Source organism: Bacillus sp. C28GYM-DRY-1, from assembly GCF_030519405.1.
In the GTDB taxonomy this organism is placed as follows: domain Bacteria; phylum Bacillota; class Bacilli; order Bacillales; family Bacillaceae; genus Bacillus; species Bacillus spizizenii_A.
Window position 1 is genome coordinate 1 of the sequence record NZ_JAUMKF010000028.1, and the last position, 17,657, is coordinate 17,657.

The 17,657-nt window shown below is 42.7% G+C and carries 20 protein-coding genes and 1 pseudogene; 6 read left to right on the forward strand and 15 right to left on the reverse strand.

From position 1 onward, the window contains the following. The first annotated feature begins 328 nt into the window (after positions 1-328). Positions 329-1,390, forward strand: a complete 1,062-nt coding sequence (locus tag Q3W56_RS18730) for an aromatic acid exporter family protein (RefSeq protein WP_268401328.1) — start codon at positions 329-331, stop codon at positions 1,388-1,390. 75 nt (positions 1,391-1,465) lie between these two features. On the opposite strand, the gene Q3W56_RS18735 is transcribed toward Q3W56_RS18730, so the two are convergent. The 5 genes from Q3W56_RS18735 to fabL form a co-directional block, all read right to left on the reverse strand. Beyond that, positions 1,466-3,208 carry an ABC transporter ATP-binding protein gene (locus tag Q3W56_RS18735; protein ID WP_302896471.1) on the reverse strand — a complete coding sequence of 581 codons (1,743 nt, stop codon included), beginning with the start codon at positions 3,206-3,208 and terminating at the stop codon, positions 1,466-1,468. A gap of 86 nt (positions 3,209-3,294) precedes the next feature. Beyond that, the gene (gene ntdP, locus Q3W56_RS18740; RefSeq protein WP_003223272.1) at positions 3,295-3,825 is read right to left on the reverse strand and encodes a nucleoside tri-diphosphate phosphatase; all 531 of its coding nucleotides are present in this window, start codon (positions 3,823-3,825) and stop codon (positions 3,295-3,297) included. 142 nt (positions 3,826-3,967) lie between these two features. Beyond that, a complete protein-coding gene (locus Q3W56_RS18745) occupies positions 3,968-4,228 on the reverse strand; it encodes a YgaB family protein (protein WP_014113115.1) in 261 nt (86 codons plus the stop codon). A 172-nt stretch (positions 4,229-4,400) separates the two neighbouring features. Continuing rightward, complete coding sequence (gene sspE / locus Q3W56_RS18750; protein WP_268401330.1) at positions 4,401-4,658, reverse strand: gamma type acid-soluble spore protein SspE; 258 nt, start codon at positions 4,656-4,658, stop codon at positions 4,401-4,403. Between the two features lie 68 nt (positions 4,659-4,726). Next, a complete protein-coding gene (gene fabL, locus Q3W56_RS18755) occupies positions 4,727-5,479 on the reverse strand; it encodes an enoyl-[acyl-carrier-protein] reductase FabL (RefSeq protein ID WP_010333464.1) in 753 nt (250 codons plus the stop codon). Positions 5,480-5,561: 82 nt separating this feature from the next. On the opposite strand from fabL, the gene Q3W56_RS18760 reads away from it, so the two are divergent. Beyond that, positions 5,562-5,786, forward strand: a complete 225-nt coding sequence (locus Q3W56_RS18760; protein WP_003233542.1) for a hypothetical protein — start codon at positions 5,562-5,564, stop codon at positions 5,784-5,786. Positions 5,787-5,792: 6 nt separating this feature from the next. Here Q3W56_RS18760 and mutY read toward each other — a convergent pair whose 3' ends face one another. Continuing rightward, the gene (gene mutY, locus Q3W56_RS18765) at positions 5,793-6,902 is read right to left on the reverse strand and encodes an A/G-specific adenine glycosylase (protein ID WP_302896472.1); all 1,110 of its coding nucleotides are present in this window, start codon (positions 6,900-6,902) and stop codon (positions 5,793-5,795) included. Between the two features lie 216 nt (positions 6,903-7,118). Between mutY and Q3W56_RS18770 the strand changes: the two genes are divergently transcribed. Next, positions 7,119-8,102 (forward strand): metal-dependent hydrolase, encoded by a 984-nt coding sequence (locus Q3W56_RS18770; protein WP_302896473.1) that lies wholly within the window; start codon positions 7,119-7,121, stop codon positions 8,100-8,102. On the opposite strand, the gene Q3W56_RS18775 is transcribed toward Q3W56_RS18770, so the two are convergent. The 5 genes and pseudogenes from Q3W56_RS18775 to Q3W56_RS18795 all read right to left on the reverse strand — a co-directional run bounded on the left by Q3W56_RS18775 (position 8,099) and on the right by Q3W56_RS18795 (position 13,769). Further along, complete coding sequence (locus tag Q3W56_RS18775) at positions 8,099-10,690, reverse strand: YfhO family protein (protein WP_302896474.1); 2,592 nt, start codon at positions 10,688-10,690, stop codon at positions 8,099-8,101. The genes Q3W56_RS18770 and Q3W56_RS18775 overlap by 4 nt on opposite strands. 71 nt (positions 10,691-10,761) lie before the next feature. Next, the gene (locus Q3W56_RS18780; RefSeq protein ID WP_302896475.1) at positions 10,762-11,751 is read right to left on the reverse strand and encodes a glycosyltransferase family 2 protein; all 990 of its coding nucleotides are present in this window, start codon (positions 11,749-11,751) and stop codon (positions 10,762-10,764) included. 226 nt (positions 11,752-11,977) lie between these two features. Next, positions 11,978-12,838 (reverse strand): alpha/beta fold hydrolase, encoded by an 861-nt coding sequence (locus tag Q3W56_RS18785; protein WP_302896476.1) that lies wholly within the window; start codon positions 12,836-12,838, stop codon positions 11,978-11,980. Then, positions 12,825-13,157: an SdpI family protein gene (locus Q3W56_RS18790; protein ID WP_302896477.1), complete on the reverse strand. Its 333-nt coding sequence runs from the start codon at positions 13,155-13,157 to the stop codon at positions 12,825-12,827. The genes Q3W56_RS18785 and Q3W56_RS18790 overlap by 14 nt, the downstream gene beginning before the upstream one ends. Before the next feature lie 88 nt (positions 13,158-13,245). Next, positions 13,246-13,769, reverse strand: a pseudogene (locus tag Q3W56_RS18795) (SH3 domain-containing protein). Positions 13,770-13,959: 190 nt separating this feature from the next. On the opposite strand from Q3W56_RS18795, the gene Q3W56_RS18800 reads away from it, so the two are divergent. Next, positions 13,960-14,172, forward strand: a complete 213-nt coding sequence (locus tag Q3W56_RS18800; RefSeq protein ID WP_302896478.1) for a helix-turn-helix transcriptional regulator — start codon at positions 13,960-13,962, stop codon at positions 14,170-14,172. A 1-nt stretch (position 14,173) separates the two neighbouring features. Further along, positions 14,174-14,557, forward strand: coding sequence for a hypothetical protein (locus Q3W56_RS18805; RefSeq protein ID WP_302896479.1), 384 nt, complete (start codon positions 14,174-14,176; stop codon positions 14,555-14,557). Between the two features lie 35 nt (positions 14,558-14,592). Here Q3W56_RS18805 and Q3W56_RS18810 read toward each other — a convergent pair whose 3' ends face one another. Further along, positions 14,593-14,862 carry a YfhJ family protein gene (locus Q3W56_RS18810; protein ID WP_302896480.1) on the reverse strand — a complete coding sequence of 90 codons (270 nt, stop codon included), beginning with the start codon at positions 14,860-14,862 and terminating at the stop codon, positions 14,593-14,595. 124 nt (positions 14,863-14,986) lie between these two features. Here Q3W56_RS18810 and Q3W56_RS18815 point away from each other — a divergent pair, with 124 nt between their 5' ends. Then, the gene (locus Q3W56_RS18815) at positions 14,987-15,139 is read left to right on the forward strand and encodes a small, acid-soluble spore protein K (protein WP_268401341.1); all 153 of its coding nucleotides are present in this window, start codon (positions 14,987-14,989) and stop codon (positions 15,137-15,139) included. Between the two features lie 33 nt (positions 15,140-15,172). On the opposite strand, the gene Q3W56_RS18820 is transcribed toward Q3W56_RS18815, so the two are convergent. The 3 genes from Q3W56_RS18820 to recX form a co-directional block, all read right to left on the reverse strand. Next, positions 15,173-16,366: an MFS transporter gene (locus Q3W56_RS18820; protein ID WP_302896481.1), complete on the reverse strand. Its 1,194-nt coding sequence runs from the start codon at positions 16,364-16,366 to the stop codon at positions 15,173-15,175. A 138-nt stretch (positions 16,367-16,504) separates the two neighbouring features. Next, complete coding sequence (locus Q3W56_RS18825) at positions 16,505-16,825, reverse strand: YfhH family protein (protein WP_268401343.1); 321 nt, start codon at positions 16,823-16,825, stop codon at positions 16,505-16,507. A gap of 9 nt (positions 16,826-16,834) precedes the next feature. After that, complete coding sequence (gene recX / locus Q3W56_RS18830) at positions 16,835-17,626, reverse strand: recombination regulator RecX (protein WP_302896482.1); 792 nt, start codon at positions 17,624-17,626, stop codon at positions 16,835-16,837. Positions 17,627-17,657 lie beyond the last annotated feature (31 nt).

The following is a 17,657-nucleotide window of genomic DNA, read 5'->3' on the forward strand; positions in this document are numbered from 1 at the left end:
CCTAGCCAAGCAGGGCTAGGTATGTGGGAGCTCTTTTTCTGTTTTTGAAATCAGCTGAATATCCAAAAAAACAGCGTAAAACAAAAAAAGCTTGTAGAAAAACATCGTTTTCTCTACAAGCTGACAGGAGCATTGAGCTCCTGTTTTTTTATGGATTCAAACAGCGTGTAGGATTTTGGTCTTTTTTTCTAGAAAAATAGCTTGAATATTTGTGTTGATCCCTGTATATTACTTAATTGTTTAGCAAATAAACTTACCGGGAATTTTAAGGATTAGCCATTTGCTATGTCACACAATTTACTATAGAAAGGAATGCACGCACAAACCAATGAAACTTGGTGCCCGCATTTTCAAAACCGGGATTGCGATTACACTTGCTCTTTACTTGGCTTCGTGGATCGGGCTTCCCGCGCCGATTTTCGCTGGAATTGCAGCGATATTTGCGATTCAGCCGTCGATTTACCGCTCTTTTCTCATTATTATTGACCAGGTTCAGGCAAATATCATCGGAGCTGTGATTGCCACAGTGTTCGGCCTTATTTTCGGACCAAGCCCAATTATGATCGGGTTAACAGCAGTTATTGTCATTACAATCATGCTGAAACTTAAAATTGAACATACCATTTCGATTGCTCTTGTAACTGTTATTGCGATTTTAGAATCCGCCGGTGACGACTTTTTAATGTTCGCACTGATCAGAACAAGCACAGTCATCTTAGGGGTGCTTTCTTCCTTTATCGTCAACCTTTTGTTTTTGCCTCCTAAGTACGAAACAAAGCTTATTCATAATACCGTCGAAAACACCGAAGAAATTTTGAAGTGGATCAGATTGTCCATGCGGCAGTCGACAGAGCATTCGATTTTGAAAGAGGATATTGAAAAACTGAAAGAAAAAATGATCAAGCTTGATCAGACATACCTTCTATATAAAGAAGAAAGAAGTTACGTTAAAAAAACAACTTATGTGAAATCAAGAAAACTTGTCCTGTTCAGACAGGCTATTATTACTGCAAATCGGGCGCTTGATACATTGAAGAAGCTGCATCGTCTAGAAAACGACATCTATCATATGCCTGAAGAGTTTCAGGAAACACTGACTGAAGAGCTTGATTACCTGCTTTACTGGCATGAACTGATTTTGATGAGGTTTGTCGGCAAAATCAAGCCACATGAAGACGCGGATGAAGAAGGCATCCGATATAAGCAGCTTTTAACAAAATCATTTTTAAAAAATCAGCAAAACACAGATGATGAGCTTATTGATTACAACATGCTCAATATTATGGCAAGTGCTGTAGAATACCGCGAGCAGCTCGAACATTTAGAAACACTCATCACAAGTTTTCAAACGTATCATCCGAAAGACTGTGAAATTGAAACAGAAGAGTAACCCGGTTAACCAGCCGGGTTTTTTATATACAAAAAAAATCTTATATCCTTCGTTAAAAGGATATAAGATTGATGTTTAGCTCAAATTTTGAATGGTAAATAAGTGCTTATATTGACTGTCATAGTCCATGAGTTCATTATGGGTTCCGATTTCAATGATTGTCCCGTTTTCCATGACGACAATCTTATCGGCATGTGTAATCGTCGATAAACGGTGAGCCACAACAAAAGTTGTTCTGTCCTTCGCCAATTTATCCATCGCTTCTTGAATATAATGCTCACTTTCCAGATCAAGAGCTGAGGTCGCTTCATCTAAAATGAGGAGCGGCGGATTTTTCAGAAACACCCGCGCGATTGAGATGCGCTGCTTTTGTCCGCCTGACAGCTTAACGCCTCTTTCTCCCACCCGGGTCTCATACCCTTCTGGAAAACTCATAATAAATTCATGGGCATTGGCAGCTTTGGCGGCTTTCATAATCTCTTCAAGGCTGGCATCAGGTTTGCCGATTGCGATATTTTCCCGAATTGTCTCACTGAATAAAAAGGTATCCTGAAGCACCATGCCAACCTGGTTGCGAAGGCTTCTCGCCTCATAATCACGAATATCTGTTCCATCAATCAGCAGTCTGCCACTTGTCACATCATAAAATCTCGGGATCAGGCTGACGAGTGTTGATTTACCTCCTCCGCTCATGCCGACAAGAGCTACGGTTTCTCCTCTATTTACTTTTAAAGAGACATCATGGAGAATGTTTTCTTTTTCCGTTTCATATTGAAACGAAACGTTTTGAAATTCCACTTCTCCGTGGATTTGTCCAGCTTTAATGGCATTTGGTTTGTCAGTGAGTTCATATGGCTCGTCAATAAATTCAAACACCCTGTCCATTGATGCGATCGACTGTGTCAATGTTGTAGAAGAATTAATCAGCCTTCTCACAGGGTTGTACATTCTGTCAATATATCCGACAAACGCAACCATTGTTCCGACTGTCAGCGGTCCATTAATGACAAAATAGCCGGCGCACGCAATGACGATGAGCGGCGCCAAATCTGTAATGGTATTGACGACCGCAAAGGTTTTGGCGTTCCAATTCGTGTGGCTGATGGCTTTATCTAAGAAATGGCTGTTTTTCTCATTGAAATTAGCCTGTTCATGATCTTCTATCGCAAAGCTTCTGATGACCGGCATGCCTTGGATGCGCTCGTGCAAATGTCCCTGCACTTGAGCAAGCGCCTGCGAGCGCTCCCTTGTCAGCTTTCTTAAACGGCCGTAAAAATACTTCACTGATATACCGTATAAGGGGAATAAAACGATAGAGATCAGCGTTAATTTAATGTCCAGTGTCAACATGATAGAGATCACAATCAAAATCGTCAGCATATCTAACCATATATTCATCAGGCCTGTGATGACAAAATCCTTTGTTTGTTCCACATCATTGATCACTCGAGAAATGACTTCCCCTGTTCTTGTATTCGCATAAAAACGAAGGCTCAATTTCTGTATATGGTCAAACAGCTTGGCTCTTATATCGTATAGCACCTTGCTGGCTGTCCACTGGGCAAAATATTGCCTATAGTATTCAACAGGCGGACGCAAAATTAAAAATAAGGCGAACATAATCGCCATAATGGTAAACAATGACGTTGTTTTGTCACTGGCCGTGCCGCCTCCTTGAATAATGTCGTCAACTACGTACTTCAGAAGCAATGGGAGAGCAAGCGGAATGGAAAATTTCACAATCCCGATTAATACCGTAACGAAAATCTGCTTCTTATAAGGTTTGACGAATTGCATGTATCGTTTCATAACCCCCACGTTGATGCCCCCTCTCTCTTTATCATGATGTGCGTGAGCCCATGTGAAAAACCTGTTGTACCCCGCAACAGGTTTTTACGTAACCATTATTTTGTATAGCGCAAATACCGTTCATACCACATATCGACAAACTCGGGCGCAAACGGTCCCTGACGCTGGTGAATCCAATGGAGCAGCGTGTTTAAATAGTCTCTTAAAATACTGTCGATTTCTTTTGGATAATTCATGGCTTTCCGATGATCATCATATTCGTCTTCATCGAGAATATTGTAGGTCATGTCAGGAAAAACCTTAACATCTAGGTCATAATCAATATATTTAATTGCTTCGCCATCATAGGCAAACGGAGAACTGATGTTGCAATAGTAATGGACCCCGTCTTCCCTCAGCATCCCGATGACATTAAACCATTGTCTTGCGTGAAAATAACAGATTGCGGGCTCTCTGGTTATCCATGTCCGGCCGTCTGATTCGGTTACCATCGTCCGGTCATTGGCTCCGATGACACACATTTCTGTACTTTTTAAGATTGTTGTCTCATTCCAAATTCTATGAATCAGCCCGTTATGCTTATAGCTGTGAATTTGAATGGTTTCTCCTTCCTTGGGATAACCCATATTTCTCCCCTACTTTCTATAAAGCCCTACAGTTAGTATGTCCAAATTTGCTTACCGACAACGTCTTTTACCTATTATAACGTTACAAATTGAAAAATGAAAATAAAAGAGCCATTCCGGCCGGGGAATGGCACATTCCTCTCTACACAAAGGAAGACGGCTTTTCTGAGCTGCGATAAGAACGAATCACTTGCTCTGTTTGTTTTTGAAACATATCCTGTATATCGGCAAGATGCTTCCGTTTTACCGCAATTTCATCCTGAATACCGCGCAGCCTTGCATCCCTTTCCAAATGCCGGAGTTCTGCTTCAATTTGTTTGCAGCGGTCGAGCTCTGATTGGAGATCGAGAAGCTTATCCATCGTTTTCATTTGTTCACTTACCAGCTTTTCAAATTCCGTCATCGGTTCCTCCTTCAGCCTGGTGAAAGTATAAACGTTTCCTCCTTTATTCATTTCGATCCCAATACAGCAAACCCTTTGACTCATTCTGTAGACCTTTCACAAGTTTTGTCGTTTTCAAACAGAAAAAAAGCACTTCCACCCGAAGATGAAGTGCTTTTTTCTGTTTCAGTGATTAGCTGTTTTGTTGTTTGTTTTGTTCAGCAGATTGGTTTTGCTGTCTTACCTGCTGAACGTTCGTTTCACTAGCGAATTCAGTGCCGAATTGACCTTGTTGACCAGAAGCTGATTGTTGGTTTTGTTTTCTGACTTGCTGAACGTTTGTTTCGCTAGCAAATTCAGTGCCAAATTGACCTTGACCAGCAGCTGATTGTTGGTTTTGTTTTCTAACTTGTTGTGCGTTTGTTTTGCTGAAATTGTTTGAGTTAGCCATTGTTATCACCTCCACGGTCATTAGAATGTGCAGGTGAGCGTATGGCTATTCCTTTTTTTAAAAAATTTTTAAACGAGCAGTGAGCGTCCGCCGTCAACAATAATTGTCTGTCCGCGGATCATGTCAGCCTTGGAAGAGACTAAAAATTCAACAGTATCAACCATATCTTTAATTTCCACCATGCGTCCTGCAGGCGTGTTTTGACGCGCATCCTCAAGCAGATCCTCTCTGTTCGGGAAGTGTTTAAGCGCATCTGTGTCAATCGCTCCGCCTGATACTGCATTGACGATAATTTGTTTTGGTGAAAGCTCAACCGCAAGATAACGGGTTAAAGCTTCTAACGCCGCTTTTGATACGCCAACTGTCGTGTAGTTTTCAAGGTAGCGAATTGAACCTAAAGAACTGATGCTGACGATATGTCCGCCTCCGTTCTTTTCCATTAGCTTGGCCGCTTCCTGAGCGCAGAATAGCAATGCTTTTGCATTAATGTTCATCGTCCAGTCCCAGTGTGTTTCTTCTAGTTCCATGACAGGTCTCAGAACGCCTGAAGCTGCATTATTCACAAAAACATCAAGTCTGCCGAACGTCTCATCGATTTGCTGAAACATTTCTTTGATTTTTGCCGGCTGTCCTACGTTTGCTTTTACAATAAGCACTTTGACGCCAAGCTTTTCGATTTCCTCCGCTGTTTCTAAAGCGGCTTTTTTGCTGCGTGCATAGTTAATGACAATGTTATAGCCGTTCTCAGCAAGTCTGATCGCGGCCGCTTTTCCTACACCGCGGCTGCTTCCTGTTACGAGCGCGCATTTATTTTGTTCCATTTTTCCTCATCTCCTTGTAGCGTATAGTTCTTTTATTTCCACAAATAATAATGGCAAGAACTTATAAGGGGGGTCTTCTGTTATGTATGTCGGACGTGATATGAGCGAATTAAACATGGTTTCCAAAAAAGATTGGAAAAACAGTGAACTCGCCTATTTTCATCATGCCTTTCAGCAAATTATGCCTTATTTGAACGAAGAAGGCCAATCAAAATACCGGGAATTAACGCAAGAAATTGAAGCGCGCGGCGGAATGAAGCGCAATGAAGCGGACTACAGCCACGGCACGCGCGTCTCCTACGATTAACAATGTTTACGGAGCAGCCGAGTATGCTGCTGCTTCCACTGCCATCTTCCAGATTTTTTGATGTGATACCGGGAATGCGAATTGTTCGAGCTCTTCCTTCGTTACTTTTTTCAGGTTTACAGTTTCCGACACTTGTTTTACTTTACCGAAAAACACAGAAATATTCCATACCAGATGGGTGAAAACGTGCTCAACTACACCTTGCAGATCACTGATATCAGCTTGTATTCCATATTCGTTTTCTAAAAATGATGTAAGCTGTTCACGCTCGGTTTTGATCCCTTTTTGTGTTTCAAAATTCGGGAATTCCCACAGATTGGCAAGCAAACCTTTTGACGGCCGTTTGTGTATATACACTTGTCCATCTTCATCAGTCAGAACGATCGCGGCCATTGTTTTGATACCGGGCTTTTTCTTTTTGCTTTTTACCGGAAGCTCCCGTTCAGTGCCTTCTTCAAATGCTGAGCAATGCTTCTGAACCGGGCATAGCAGGCATGAAGGTGATTTTGGCGTACAGATCAAGGCTCCAAGCTCCATTAGACCTTGATTGAACTCCGATGGTTTTTCTTTGGAAATAAACGTACGGACTGCGTCTTCAAAGATCGCTCTTGTTTTCGGTTTGGCGATATCATCCCAAATGGAAAGAATTCTGGACATGACACGCATTACATTTCCGTCAACCGCGGGAATAGGTTTATTGTATGCAATGCTGAGCACCGCTCCCTTTGTATATGGACCGACGCCTTTTAAGCCGCCAAAGTCTTTCTCGTCTGGAGGAACAATGCCCCCGTACTCCTGTTTCACTTCTTTTACCGCGCTTTGCAGATTTCTGACTCGCGAATAATAGCCGAGTCCTTCCCAAGCTTTTAACACTTTTTCTTCATCAGCCTCAGCGAGTGCTTCCACTGTCGGGAATTGTTCCACAAACCGCAGAAAGTAAGGAATCACTGTCTCTACTCTCGTTTGCTGCAGCATCACTTCAGATACCCACACTTTATATGGATCTTGATCCTTTCTCCACGGCAGAACACGCTGCTCTCGTTCGAACCATGAAATTAAATCATCGCGAAATCGCTGTATGTCTTTTTGTTTTAATTTGTCTTCAAGTACGTTCATATGTGTTTCTCCCCAGTCTTTCGCGCCCCGCTTTTCTTTAGACTGTTTTTTGTTGTACACTAAGGGCACAGTACGATAATATGTTACATTAAATAGAACTAAAGAAAAAGCGGAAACATATGAGAACGATTGAATCGGGTTATATATTGGGTATATGAAAACGCGGAATATCTTACAAAAGTGAATGTGCAGGGCAATCCTGCAAGGAGGTCACCTATGGATACGGGCACACATGTCGTGATGGGCATCGCACTTGGCGGTATTGCGACGCTTGACCCTGTTGTCGGATCAGATCCGGCAATGGCTCACGCTGTTATGATCGCAACGCTTGCGGGCTCTCAGGCTCCGGATATTGATACTGTGTTAAAGCTTAAAAATAATGCTGTTTATATAAGAAATCACAGAGGATTCACCCATTCAATTCCCGCCGTTTTGTTTTGGTCTGTCATCATTCCGGCGATCCTGTATTTATTTTATCCGCAGGCCGATTTTCTGCACCTGTGGCTGTGGACGCTGCTGGCAGTCGTTCTGCATGTCTTTGTTGATATATTCAACGCATACGGGACACAGGCCATACGTCCGTTTTCGAAAAAATGGGTTGCGCTCGGGCTGATTAATACGTTTGATCCATTTATTTTCATCAGCCATCTGGCGGCTATCGTGATTTGGTATGCGGGCGGCAGTCCCGGCATCACGTTTCTCAGCCTATATATCATATTGGCAGGCTATTATTTAGTGCGCCTGATCATGCAGTTGAGAATTAAACGGAAGCTACGTGAGATGATTCATGATGAGATTGAAAGCATTATTATTTCACCGACGATGAAATTCAGGCAATGGCGGATCGCAGTTACGACTGCCCATGCTTTCTATGTAGGAAGAAGCATGGAAGGGCATGTTGTGATTCTGGATACGTTTAATCGGGTGCCTGTTCCTGAAACCGAAGTGATGCATGCTGCAAAGCAGGATGATAACATCGCGGCGTTTCTGTCATTTTCTCCGGTTTACCGGTGGGAAGTCGATACGTTTAAAGATCATTATGAGGTAAGATTTATTGACCTGCGTTATCGGAGCAAAGGCCATTATCCGTTTGTAGCCATCGTTCATATCGGCCATGATCTCACGATACGCTCCTCCTATACAGGATGGATATTCAGCGAGGAAAAGCTTCAGAAAAAATTAAAGCTCGGCTCTATTTAGAGCCGGGCTTTTTTTCGTCTTATATATAAAGCAGCAAATAGCAGACTGACGAGAGAAATGAGCGCAGATATTTTAAAGTATGGCGGATAGTAGGCCAGCTCAATATGATTGTCTCCCTTTTGCGCCTTGAAGCCTATGAAAGCATAATCTGCTTTTTCGATCGTCTGTCGTTTCCCGTTGATTTTCAACTCCCAGCCTTTTTCATATGGGATCGGAAGCATGATGTACTGATGTTTTGGAAGACGATACGCGAACGTCAGCTTATTCTTATCCCATTTCAGATCGTCTTCTGTGTTGTCTGTTTTATTTTGCTGCACGGCGCTCTTCAGCGTTTGGTAATTTTCTTCATAAAGCGCTATATTTTTAAGCTCATACGTTCCTTTTGGGAGCTTGATTGAAATATGGTCTGATTTAGGCACTCTGACCGTGATATCATTTACTCCGGTTTTATAAATCGATTGGTTCGATTTCCTTGTTGTGACATAATCATTGACTCTTAACGTAAATCCTTTGTCCTTTGCTTTGCTTTTCAAATAAAAGCTGACATAGTAGTCTCCAGGAGAGGATGACGCCTGTTTCGGAGTGATGATTAATTCCCCTCCGTTTTCTCCAGTCACAGTAAACAGTCCGTTTTGATACTGTGCATGTTTTGCAGTAGTATCCGACTTAGGAATGAGATTCGCCAGTTTCGGTGTCTGCTCCGTTTTTCCCGATGGATTTGCTAATACAATTCCTTTCAGCATTGCCTGTTCTTTCGCAAGAGCAGGCAATTTGTCCAGCTCGCTTTCACTGTATATGGCTTCGGCTGTTTTGATGAAAGGAAGCATGTATTGATTTTCATAAACCACATAATGCTCTGATTCCAAGTGCTTTTTGAAGCCGTACGGGACACTGGCTTCGTTTGTTTTTTCCGTCATATAATATTTGCCGTAAAGCAGGCTATATAAATTTGCCCTGTCTCCTAATGACGCATAACGGCTGACGCTTTCCCTCCCCATATCGATGCTCAAATCATTCCAATAGAAAGTCAGCAGATGTTTGTTTAAAATGCTGGAATAGGCGCTGAATCCATTAAACCCGTAAATAATTGGCGTATTATTGCGAACCCCGTTCATCCAATCAATTCTCATGAGCGAATCATTGTCTTCCTTCTGCAAACGCCTAATGAGCTCAGATGATTCTTGCCCATTGTATTCCTCACCCGTAAGATATCCTTTAGTCACACTGTCCAGCCCGCCGCCTTCTGAGAGTGCGTATTTTTGATAGGAGTTGGCAACAAATAGTGAAGAAAGAATGATCACACCGTATACAGCCACCTTTGCCCTTTTTTTCGCAAAAGCTACAGCAAATAAGGCTGCAATTGTCAGGAACAATAGCAATAAAATGCTTTCATTCGCAGGCTTCCATATATCCAGCTTATATCTTTGGATATGATACAAGTAAAGAAGCAGGACAACAGCTATGGCCGGGAGCAGCTCTTTCCAATTCAGTTCAGACTCAGACAGCTGTGACAAACCAGCCGCAACTGCACCCGCAATGGTGAAGGCCAGAACATATTCAAACCGGTTTTGCGGGGCGGAAAAACCGTTAAATACGCTTGCCGCATACGGGCTGAAATGAAAAAGAATAAACAGGAGGCTCAATCCGGCAAAGAGACGAAACACGCGGTTTTTGTAGAAAGAAACAAGAAATAAAAACAGCAGAAAGGCGGCTGGCACAATAATGATCCGGCTCGAAAATAAGATATTATCATCAAAATTAAGCCATTCTATTTTCTGGCTGTACGGGGGGCGCAGGTTGTTTAAATAACCGTATACCACCGGCACAAACACCACCGCACTGATGCCAAAAGAAATGAGGCCTGAAACCAAAAACATTCTGCATTGAATCCATTTTTTCTCTTCATGCTTTTCCAGTCGGATCAGCCACCTGAACAGCACGTAAATCCCGATGAATATGAGGTTTATGTATGCAAAGTAAAAGTTGTTAATTAACGTCAGCGAGCACGCAATGATAAACCATGCCGGACGCCGCTCCCTTATGATTTTTTCTGCTCCGAGAACAAGGAGCGGAAGCCAAATCATTGTATCGGTAAAGAATTCCCAATACGCTTCGTGGCGGAAATAAATGATGGAGGCACCGTATAATACGGCCCCCGTAAACGACGCCGCTCTATGTTTGATAAGGTAATGAAAAACAGCAGCGGCTGTAAACATGATCAGACTCAGTTTAAAAATACTGATAAAAACAGCTGACTCCGCCCAAAAAAGCGTATCCGCTTCTCCGATTAGCTGGACGGTTTGAAGAAGCCAGACGGCGGCGGATACCGCAAGAAAAAGAAAGGAAGCAGAAAAATAATAGCCGAGTTGACTGAACGTGCCGCCGCCGAGTCCGAATGAATCATTATAGAAAAAATTCCCGTGTGTATATTGGTCAAATAATAATTTTTTAAATACGATCATTTGCGCAAGCCCGTCACCAGGACCTGTCATATATCTGCCGTCCGCCCATTCTTTCACAAAAAAAGCGTGTGCAAGAGCGGAAACCAGCAGACTGGCCGCATAGATCATGACATATTTTCTTTTCATATGATTTCTCCAGTCTTGCTTTTAAGATTGTAAGCACGCAAAAAAAGCACTGCCGATGGCGCTTGATGATTTCAGTGCATTTTTGTCAGACGCCGCATGCTTTTCAATTCGTTCGTTTCAGGCAGGTCTTTGTTCGGGATATTCGCTTCTTTAATCAAGTAATGCGGGCGTTTTTTTGTTTCATAATAAATTCGGCCGATATATTCACCTATGATTCCGAGACTTAACAGCTGAACCCCGCCGAGAAATAACACTGCAGAGATAATTGTGAAATAGCCGGGTACAGAAATGCCGTTCGTTAAAATTTTAACAAATGTAGTAATGATATAAATGATGGAAAGCAGCAAGATGAAAATGCCGGTATAAAAGCATATTCTCAGCGGCTTATGGTTAAATGAAACGACGCCGTCCATTCCGTAGTTAAACAGACTGCTGAACGACCATTTGGATGTGCCGTTTTTTCGTTCGACATTTTCATAAAACACAATTTTCTGATCAAAGCCGATCCAGCAAAACAGACCTTTAGAGAAGCGGTTGCCTTCGCTTAGCTTCAAAAGAGCGTTCACAGCTTGGCGGCTTAACAGCCGAAAGTCTCCGACACCATCACGCAAATCAACCTCCACCGCTTTATTGATGAATTTGTAATAAAGAGATGACAGGAGTGAGCGGACAGGGCTGTCCCCTTTTCTGTTCCTTTGGGCAATGACTTGATCATAGCCTTCTTCATAGCCTTTGATAAATTCCTTCAGCAAATAGGTTGGATGCTGCAGATCGGCGTCCATAACAATAACCGCCTCGCCTTGAACATGTTCAAAGCCTGCCAGTATTGCGGCTTCTTTACCGAAGTTCCGAGAAAAGGATATGTATTTTACCCGGCTGCATCCGGCTGCCAAGTCTTTGATCTGCTGAAGCGTATCATCAACACTTCCGTCGTTTATGAAGAAAATTTCATAGTCATAATGAATGGTCTTGAATTCCTTCTTCAGTGATTCATGAATGAGTTTGACATTATACCCTTCATTGTAAGACGGGATAATAATCGAGATTAATCCTTGCTTCATTAAGGCACCTTCTTTTTTTATTCTATTATTAAGTATTGCCTTAGGGGGAGTGGCAGGCAGATCTTCAGTAAGGCTATTCCTTTTTTAAAAGTCGTTTAAACCTGTTTTTTGTTACATTTTATGGTGACATTCATCATTTTTATTTTGTCATGTTTAAAACAGACTATGAAAAAAACGCGCAGAAAAAGTCTGCCATTATGACAGACAGATGGAGAAAAATGATGATTTATTGTTTTTTAAGGTATTCCAGAATAAGCTGATTGACGATGGCTGGTTTTTCGTGGTTAATCCAATGGGAAGCTTCATCAACAAAAATGAGGTGTCCATTCGTGCAATGTCTTTCCGTCTCTTTCGCAAGCTTTCTGCTTAAAAAGCGGTCTTCCATTCCCCAAATCATCCGGTAAGGTGCTGTTTCGTAAGTGGATTTCTCTGAAAGGCTTCCTTTTCTGAGGGCTCTATACCAGTTCAGCATAGCTGTCAGCGCACCGGGCTGTTTCCACGCTTCTTTGTACTTGCTGACATCCTCTGACGTAAAAAGCTCAGGACGGGCCGATAATCCAATTGCTTTGTCTAATGTTTCATAATCATTTTCCTTTAGTGATGCCTCCGGAATGTCGGGCAGTTGGAAGAAAGCGATATAAGAGCTTTTCAGCCATTGCGGCGGATAAATTGGCGTTACGGTTTTCATGATGTGCGGGTGCGGGATATTGATGGCAATTAGCTTTTCTAGATATTCCGGGCGCGTGGAAGCCAGATGCCAAGCGACAGCTCCTCCCCAGTCATGTCCGATGACAATTGCTTTTTCATCTGTGAATTGAGAAATAAGCCCGATGATATCATCTCTTAATGTATCAATCCGATATGAATCAATTCCATCCGGCTTGTCACTGAGATTATAGCCCCGCTGATCAGGAGCAATGACCCGGTAACCCGCATCGGCGAGCGGTTTAATTTGATTTTTCCAGCCGTACCAAAACTCAGGGAATCCATGGAGCAGGACAATTAACCGGCCGTCCTCCGGCCCTGCGGCCGCAACGTGGAGTGTGATTCCGTTTGTTTTGACAAACTGGCATTTAACTCCGTCCACTTGTATCTCCTCCTTGACTGTACGTCATGTTTTTTAGCCTTTTCTCCGTTAGCATAAACGTAATGACACAGGCGGCAATCAGCAGGATAAGCTGAAGAATGATCAAGTTTGATCTCAGCAGCAAACATACTCCCGCAATGACCAAGCCTGACAGGATCATCAATGATGCACTGTAACGGTTCGCCTCATCCCATAATCTCTGATCTGACATTGAACGTTTCGTTCTGTATCCGTACACACTGCTTATGGATTCGGGAGGAAACAGTTTGATCAGTATACCCGCAATGATCATAAGCCCTCTACCGACTAAACCAGCCATATCATCATCTCCTTTCTCATTGTTACGTGCGGAAAGAAGAAATGTTTCATACATAGGCAAAAAGACAAGCCTCAGCTTGCCTTATTTATCATATTTGTAAGTCCTTTGTCTGAATATATCCCTTGACTCCGCCATAATCAACAAACGCCCATGTAAAGTCAAATCCGCCGTTTTCACTAAACCCCCATCCAAGTAATGTAGTAATGTCACCTCTGTGCCGGATGAAAGCTGTTTTGCTTTCCCGTTTTCAGGTATCGGTGTATAGAAGGCTGTCTGTTTCGCTGTTTTTGCTTGGCTTGCGGTTTTCATTAAGAAGTGTGTTGAAATATATGCTTTTTTTCCTTTGAATTGAATTTGAGCCCAATCAGCATTTTCGTAACCATTGACTGTGACTTTTTGTTCTGATGATAAAGTGCCAAGAATTTCACCTTTATGATTTGGCTCAGTCCGGACATTCAGCTTTCCTGCTTTTATGATGTAAGAATCAGATGATGGCATGCTGACAGATATGTTGTGAAGGGGCGCAGCTTTTGCTGCGGGAGCGGAATAAAGCGCTGTCAAACTCAGTCCTGCGGCAGCTGTTAAAGCGAGCATTGCTTGTTTCTTTTTCATATAAAGCTCCTCCTCGCATTTGACAAGATATAGGTGGTATTCCCTGATTGGCAGGCGGGTGAAACACGTTTTGTTTATTTTTTCTAACAGTTAAGGAAATTTTAAAGTTTGTAAGGTTTACATTACATTCTAATATTTGTATGATACATTATGTAAGGTATACGTTACATAAAGAGAGAGGATCAATAAGATGAAGCACGGGGTTCGTAATTGTGTAAAAGAATACAGAAAAGCTAAAGGATGGACACAGGATCAGCTGGCAGAAAAAATTCAAGTAACAAGACAGACAGTCATTGCAATTGAAAAACAAAGATATGAACCCTCGATAGGCACTGCAATTAAATTATCTTCAGTATTAGAGTGCTCATTAGATCAATTATTCTGGATAGAAGGAGACAAATAATATGAACTTGACGTATCGTACCGGATTGTTTTTACATTCTTTGCTTCCCGTTTTATTGTATGTCCTTTATTGGCATTCACCTTCAACTTTAACACTTCTGTTAGCAATCATCGGAACTGCACGTGTTCTTTATTCTGCCGCACATATTCATAGAAATAAACTCTGGGGAAAAGTACACTTTCAGAATGACCAACGCACCCGCTCAAATGCTCATTTTGCGGGCTATATATCACATTGGGTGATGATTGTTATTTTGCTTATAGGTGTTGTGCTTATTCATCAATCCATGCTTCCTCTTTCCTATCTGCAGCTGATTGCATATACTGCTTTTCTTGGTTTTATGCTTAGAATGGTGATTAGTGATGTTCTGAATACAAATGTGTAAAAAAACAGCCTGCCGTACTTTGCCGGCAGGCTGTTTTAATGCAAAAGGCCTCTGCTTTGGTTTAGGTAATCATTCACATTGTCACGGGAGCTATGGAAAAGGTGGAGCTGGCCGCCATAGTTTTCGATCCATTGTGTGACAATTTTTTCTGTCATTTTTTCACCCTGATAGGCGTGTCCGGCTTTTGCATAAGTTGCTTCAAAATCGCTCCATAACAATTCCACCCACGTTTTTGCCTGTATATAGCTAATCATATCGTTCTTTTCCAGAAGCAGATTTGTCAGTTTTTCAATATACGTATCCATGTGTGCAGTCTCCTTTCTTCAGGAAATAAATGACGCTTTAAAACGTGCTGTTCTCCATATACTAACCTTACGTCTTCATCTGGAAAGACGCAACTTTTTGATCTCGAACCTAGGGGGAAATGACATGGTCCGGAATAAAGCAAAAGGATTTCCTTACGAAAACGAAAACAAATTTCAGGGTGAACCGAGAGCAAAGGACGACTATGCTTCAAAGCGTGCTGACGGATCAATCAATCAGCATCCTCAAGAAAGAATGAGAGCCTCTGGCAAACGATAAAGAAGAACAGCTGCATGTGCTGCAGCTGTTTTTTTACCCTTTATTGACTTGATACTCATAGCCGCTCTTCTTTTCAGATAAATGTGCGAAGGTAGAAAGCACGAGTCCGCATGCGGTCATAAGCGCTCCGCCCGCGAACAGCCAGGAATAAGAGCCTGTTCCGCTTAAAATCAATCCACCGATCCACGCACCTAGCGCATTAGCAAGGTTAAACGCCGACACACTGACAGCAGCGGCAATGGTTGTGCCGCTCTCAGATGAGGAAATGACCTTCGTTTGCAGCAGAGGAGGTGTACCGAATGCGCATGCTCCAAATAAGAATGTTGCAATAATGGCTGCAGCCGGGTAAATGGAGATGTAAGGAAATACGGCTAGCACACCGATCAAACCGATCATCACGCCGATCATCGTTCGAGTCAGTAGGGGAAGCGGCACTTTTCCCGCAAAAAAATTTCCTGCAACGCCTCCCAATCCGTACGCAAAGAGAGCACCTGTAATACCAACCGTGCCGAACCCAGCTGAATGTCTCAAAATCGGTTCGATAAAGGTGTAGGCGATAAAGACGCCGGAATAGCCTAAAATTGTAATCGCGAAGGAATACAGCACTTGTTTGTGTTTAAATACCCCCCACTCATTCATAAGCATCGGGATCACTTTTGGTTTTCTGTTCGGCACAGCAGCCATGAGGCCTAAAAATCCGATGACACCCAGGGCTGTAATGATGGAGAATACAGCTCTCCAATTCAGGACATCTCCGAGAAAAGAACCGAATGGAACGCCGAGCATGAGAGCTACTGTCAGCCCGCCATTCATTGATGCAGCGGCAGCGGCACGCTTTTCCGGCGGAACCATTTCACTGGCAAATACCATGGCAATCGCGAAGAAAGCGCCATGAATGGATGCAGATAAAACTCTTGAGACAGCCAATACCGCAAAATTCGGCGCCAGCACGCTCATCAGGTTAGAAAGAATAAAAATCGCCATCAACCCAAGCAGCACAGGCTTTCTCGGGAGCTTGACGGAAATGATGGTGACAATCGGGCCAGTCAAACAAACGCTTGCCGCATAGGCCGTGACAAGAAGCCCCGCAGATGAAACTTGTATATGAAAGTCATTGGCAATCGACGTCAAAATACCCATCACTGCGTATTCTGTGTATCCGATTGAAAATGTACAAATCATAAGAACAAATATAATAAATTTTACAGATGGGTTTTTGATACGCAACGTCATCGCCTCCTTCGATTTTTAAAAAACAACGAGTTTCATCTTAAAAGATTTTTGGAGTGAGTTCAATGATTTTTTCTTTAAGATTTTGTGTAAATGTGCTGCATATAAAAAAGAGGCTGATATCCAGCCTCCCTGTTACGCTTGCTTCTTTTCTTGCAATACTGAGATTGGCAGCGCTTCCTCTTGCTGAGGGGATGAGGTTCTGTATCCCCATGCGAAAACGCCATTTAAATAGCTGATCGTAAACTCGTCTTCAGAGTCTCCCACACGATAAGTTTCTCCCGGTGAGAAATCTACCGGGTTCAGCAAATATGCTTTTGCCATCGTAATTTTCCGTTCGAGCACTGCCAGCTCGTTTATGATGCCATGTTGTTCAGCTTTTCTTGCTTTTTCAGAAAGTGATGCGATTTCGGTATTGAGTTCGTGTGGTGTCATTTGACTGTATCGTTTCTCCATTTTTTTCAGCTACTCCTCTTCCTGCAGAAATTGATCGATTAAATCGAGTGAGAATCCTTTGCGGAATAAAAATTGTTTGACCTTCATGGCACTTTCATATGAGCCGTCATAGCGGTATTTTCTAAATGCTTTTTCTGCGTGAAGGCGCAACGCCTCTTTCTCTGTGTCTTCATCATTTTCATATTCAATCTGCTCCAGTGCCGCGCTGATGACATCAAATGAGAAGCCCTTGCGCTGTAGCTGCATCTGGGCACGCTGTTTGAGCTCTTTCGTCGAAAGCTTCTTATCTTTTTTGAGAAGCTTTTCAACGTGCTTGACCGCTTCTCTCGTCTGGTCTTCAAAGGAAAAGGAACTAAGCGCCTCCTTAATTGTATCGTCGTCGATTCCCTTTGCTCTCAGCTCTCTGAACAAAACGTCAGGGCCTTTTCCATTCGTTTTTTTGTGGGTGCTGACATAGGCCGCGGCAAATTCCTGGTCGTTTAAGTACTTGTAGTCGTTCAGCTTATGGATGACTTCCACAATGACGGGCGCCGAGGTTTCTTTTTTCTTCAAGTGGTCCTCAACCTCTTTCGTTGACCTCATCCGGTAGGATAAAAATTCAAGCGCACGGTTGAAGCCTTTCTTTACTTCATCGCCGTATTGAATCTCAATGATGTCAAGGTCATCAAGTTCTTTTCCCTTTTTGAGGTCAAATTTCACGAGCACGTCCGCGTCCACACTAAAAGCGTATTTTTCATCGAGAAAGATATTGAAGCGTTCCGTATTCTTCTTTTGCGTTGATATTTTTGTAATAAATGGCATCTTATTCTCCCTTCTCAGGCCTGAAACGCGT

Bases quoted from the DNA above. Each gene is read 5' to 3' on its own strand.
- Q3W56_RS18730 (WP_268401328.1), top strand. From the start codon at position 329: ATGAAACTTGGTGCCCGCATTTTCAAAACCGGGATTGCGATTACACTT.
- ntdP (WP_003223272.1), bottom strand. From the start codon at position 3,825: ATGGGTTATCCCAAGGAAGGAGAAACCATTCAAATTCACAGCTATAAG.
- Q3W56_RS18745 (WP_014113115.1), bottom strand. From the start codon at position 4,228: ATGACGGAATTTGAAAAGCTGGTAAGTGAACAAATGAAAACGATGGAT.
- sspE (WP_268401330.1), bottom strand. From the start codon at position 4,658: ATGGCTAACTCAAACAATTTCAGCAAAACAAACGCACAACAAGTTAGA.
- fabL (WP_010333464.1), bottom strand. From the start codon at position 5,479: ATGGAACAAAATAAATGCGCGCTCGTAACAGGAAGCAGCCGCGGTGTA.
- Q3W56_RS18760 (WP_003233542.1), top strand. From the start codon at position 5,562: ATGTATGTCGGACGTGATATGAGCGAATTAAACATGGTTTCCAAAAAA.
- mutY (WP_302896472.1), bottom strand. From the start codon at position 6,902: ATGAACGTACTTGAAGACAAATTAAAACAAAAAGACATACAGCGATTT.
- Q3W56_RS18770 (WP_302896473.1), top strand. From the start codon at position 7,119: ATGGATACGGGCACACATGTCGTGATGGGCATCGCACTTGGCGGTATT.
- Q3W56_RS18775 (WP_302896474.1), bottom strand. From the start codon at position 10,690: ATGAAAAGAAAATATGTCATGATCTATGCGGCCAGTCTGCTGGTTTCC.
- Q3W56_RS18780 (WP_302896475.1), bottom strand. From the start codon at position 11,751: ATGAAGCAAGGATTAATCTCGATTATTATCCCGTCTTACAATGAAGGG.
- Q3W56_RS18790 (WP_302896477.1), bottom strand. From the start codon at position 13,157: ATGGCTGGTTTAGTCGGTAGAGGGCTTATGATCATTGCGGGTATACTG.
- Q3W56_RS18800 (WP_302896478.1), top strand. From the start codon at position 13,960: ATGAAGCACGGGGTTCGTAATTGTGTAAAAGAATACAGAAAAGCTAAA.
- Q3W56_RS18805 (WP_302896479.1), top strand. From the start codon at position 14,174: ATGAACTTGACGTATCGTACCGGATTGTTTTTACATTCTTTGCTTCCC.
- Q3W56_RS18810 (WP_302896480.1), bottom strand. From the start codon at position 14,862: ATGGATACGTATATTGAAAAACTGACAAATCTGCTTCTGGAAAAGAAC.
- Q3W56_RS18815 (WP_268401341.1), top strand. From the start codon at position 14,987: ATGGTCCGGAATAAAGCAAAAGGATTTCCTTACGAAAACGAAAACAAA.
- Q3W56_RS18825 (WP_268401343.1), bottom strand. From the start codon at position 16,825: ATGGAGAAACGATACAGTCAAATGACACCACACGAACTCAATACCGAA.
- recX (WP_302896482.1), bottom strand. From the start codon at position 17,626: ATGCCATTTATTACAAAAATATCAACGCAAAAGAAGAATACGGAACGC.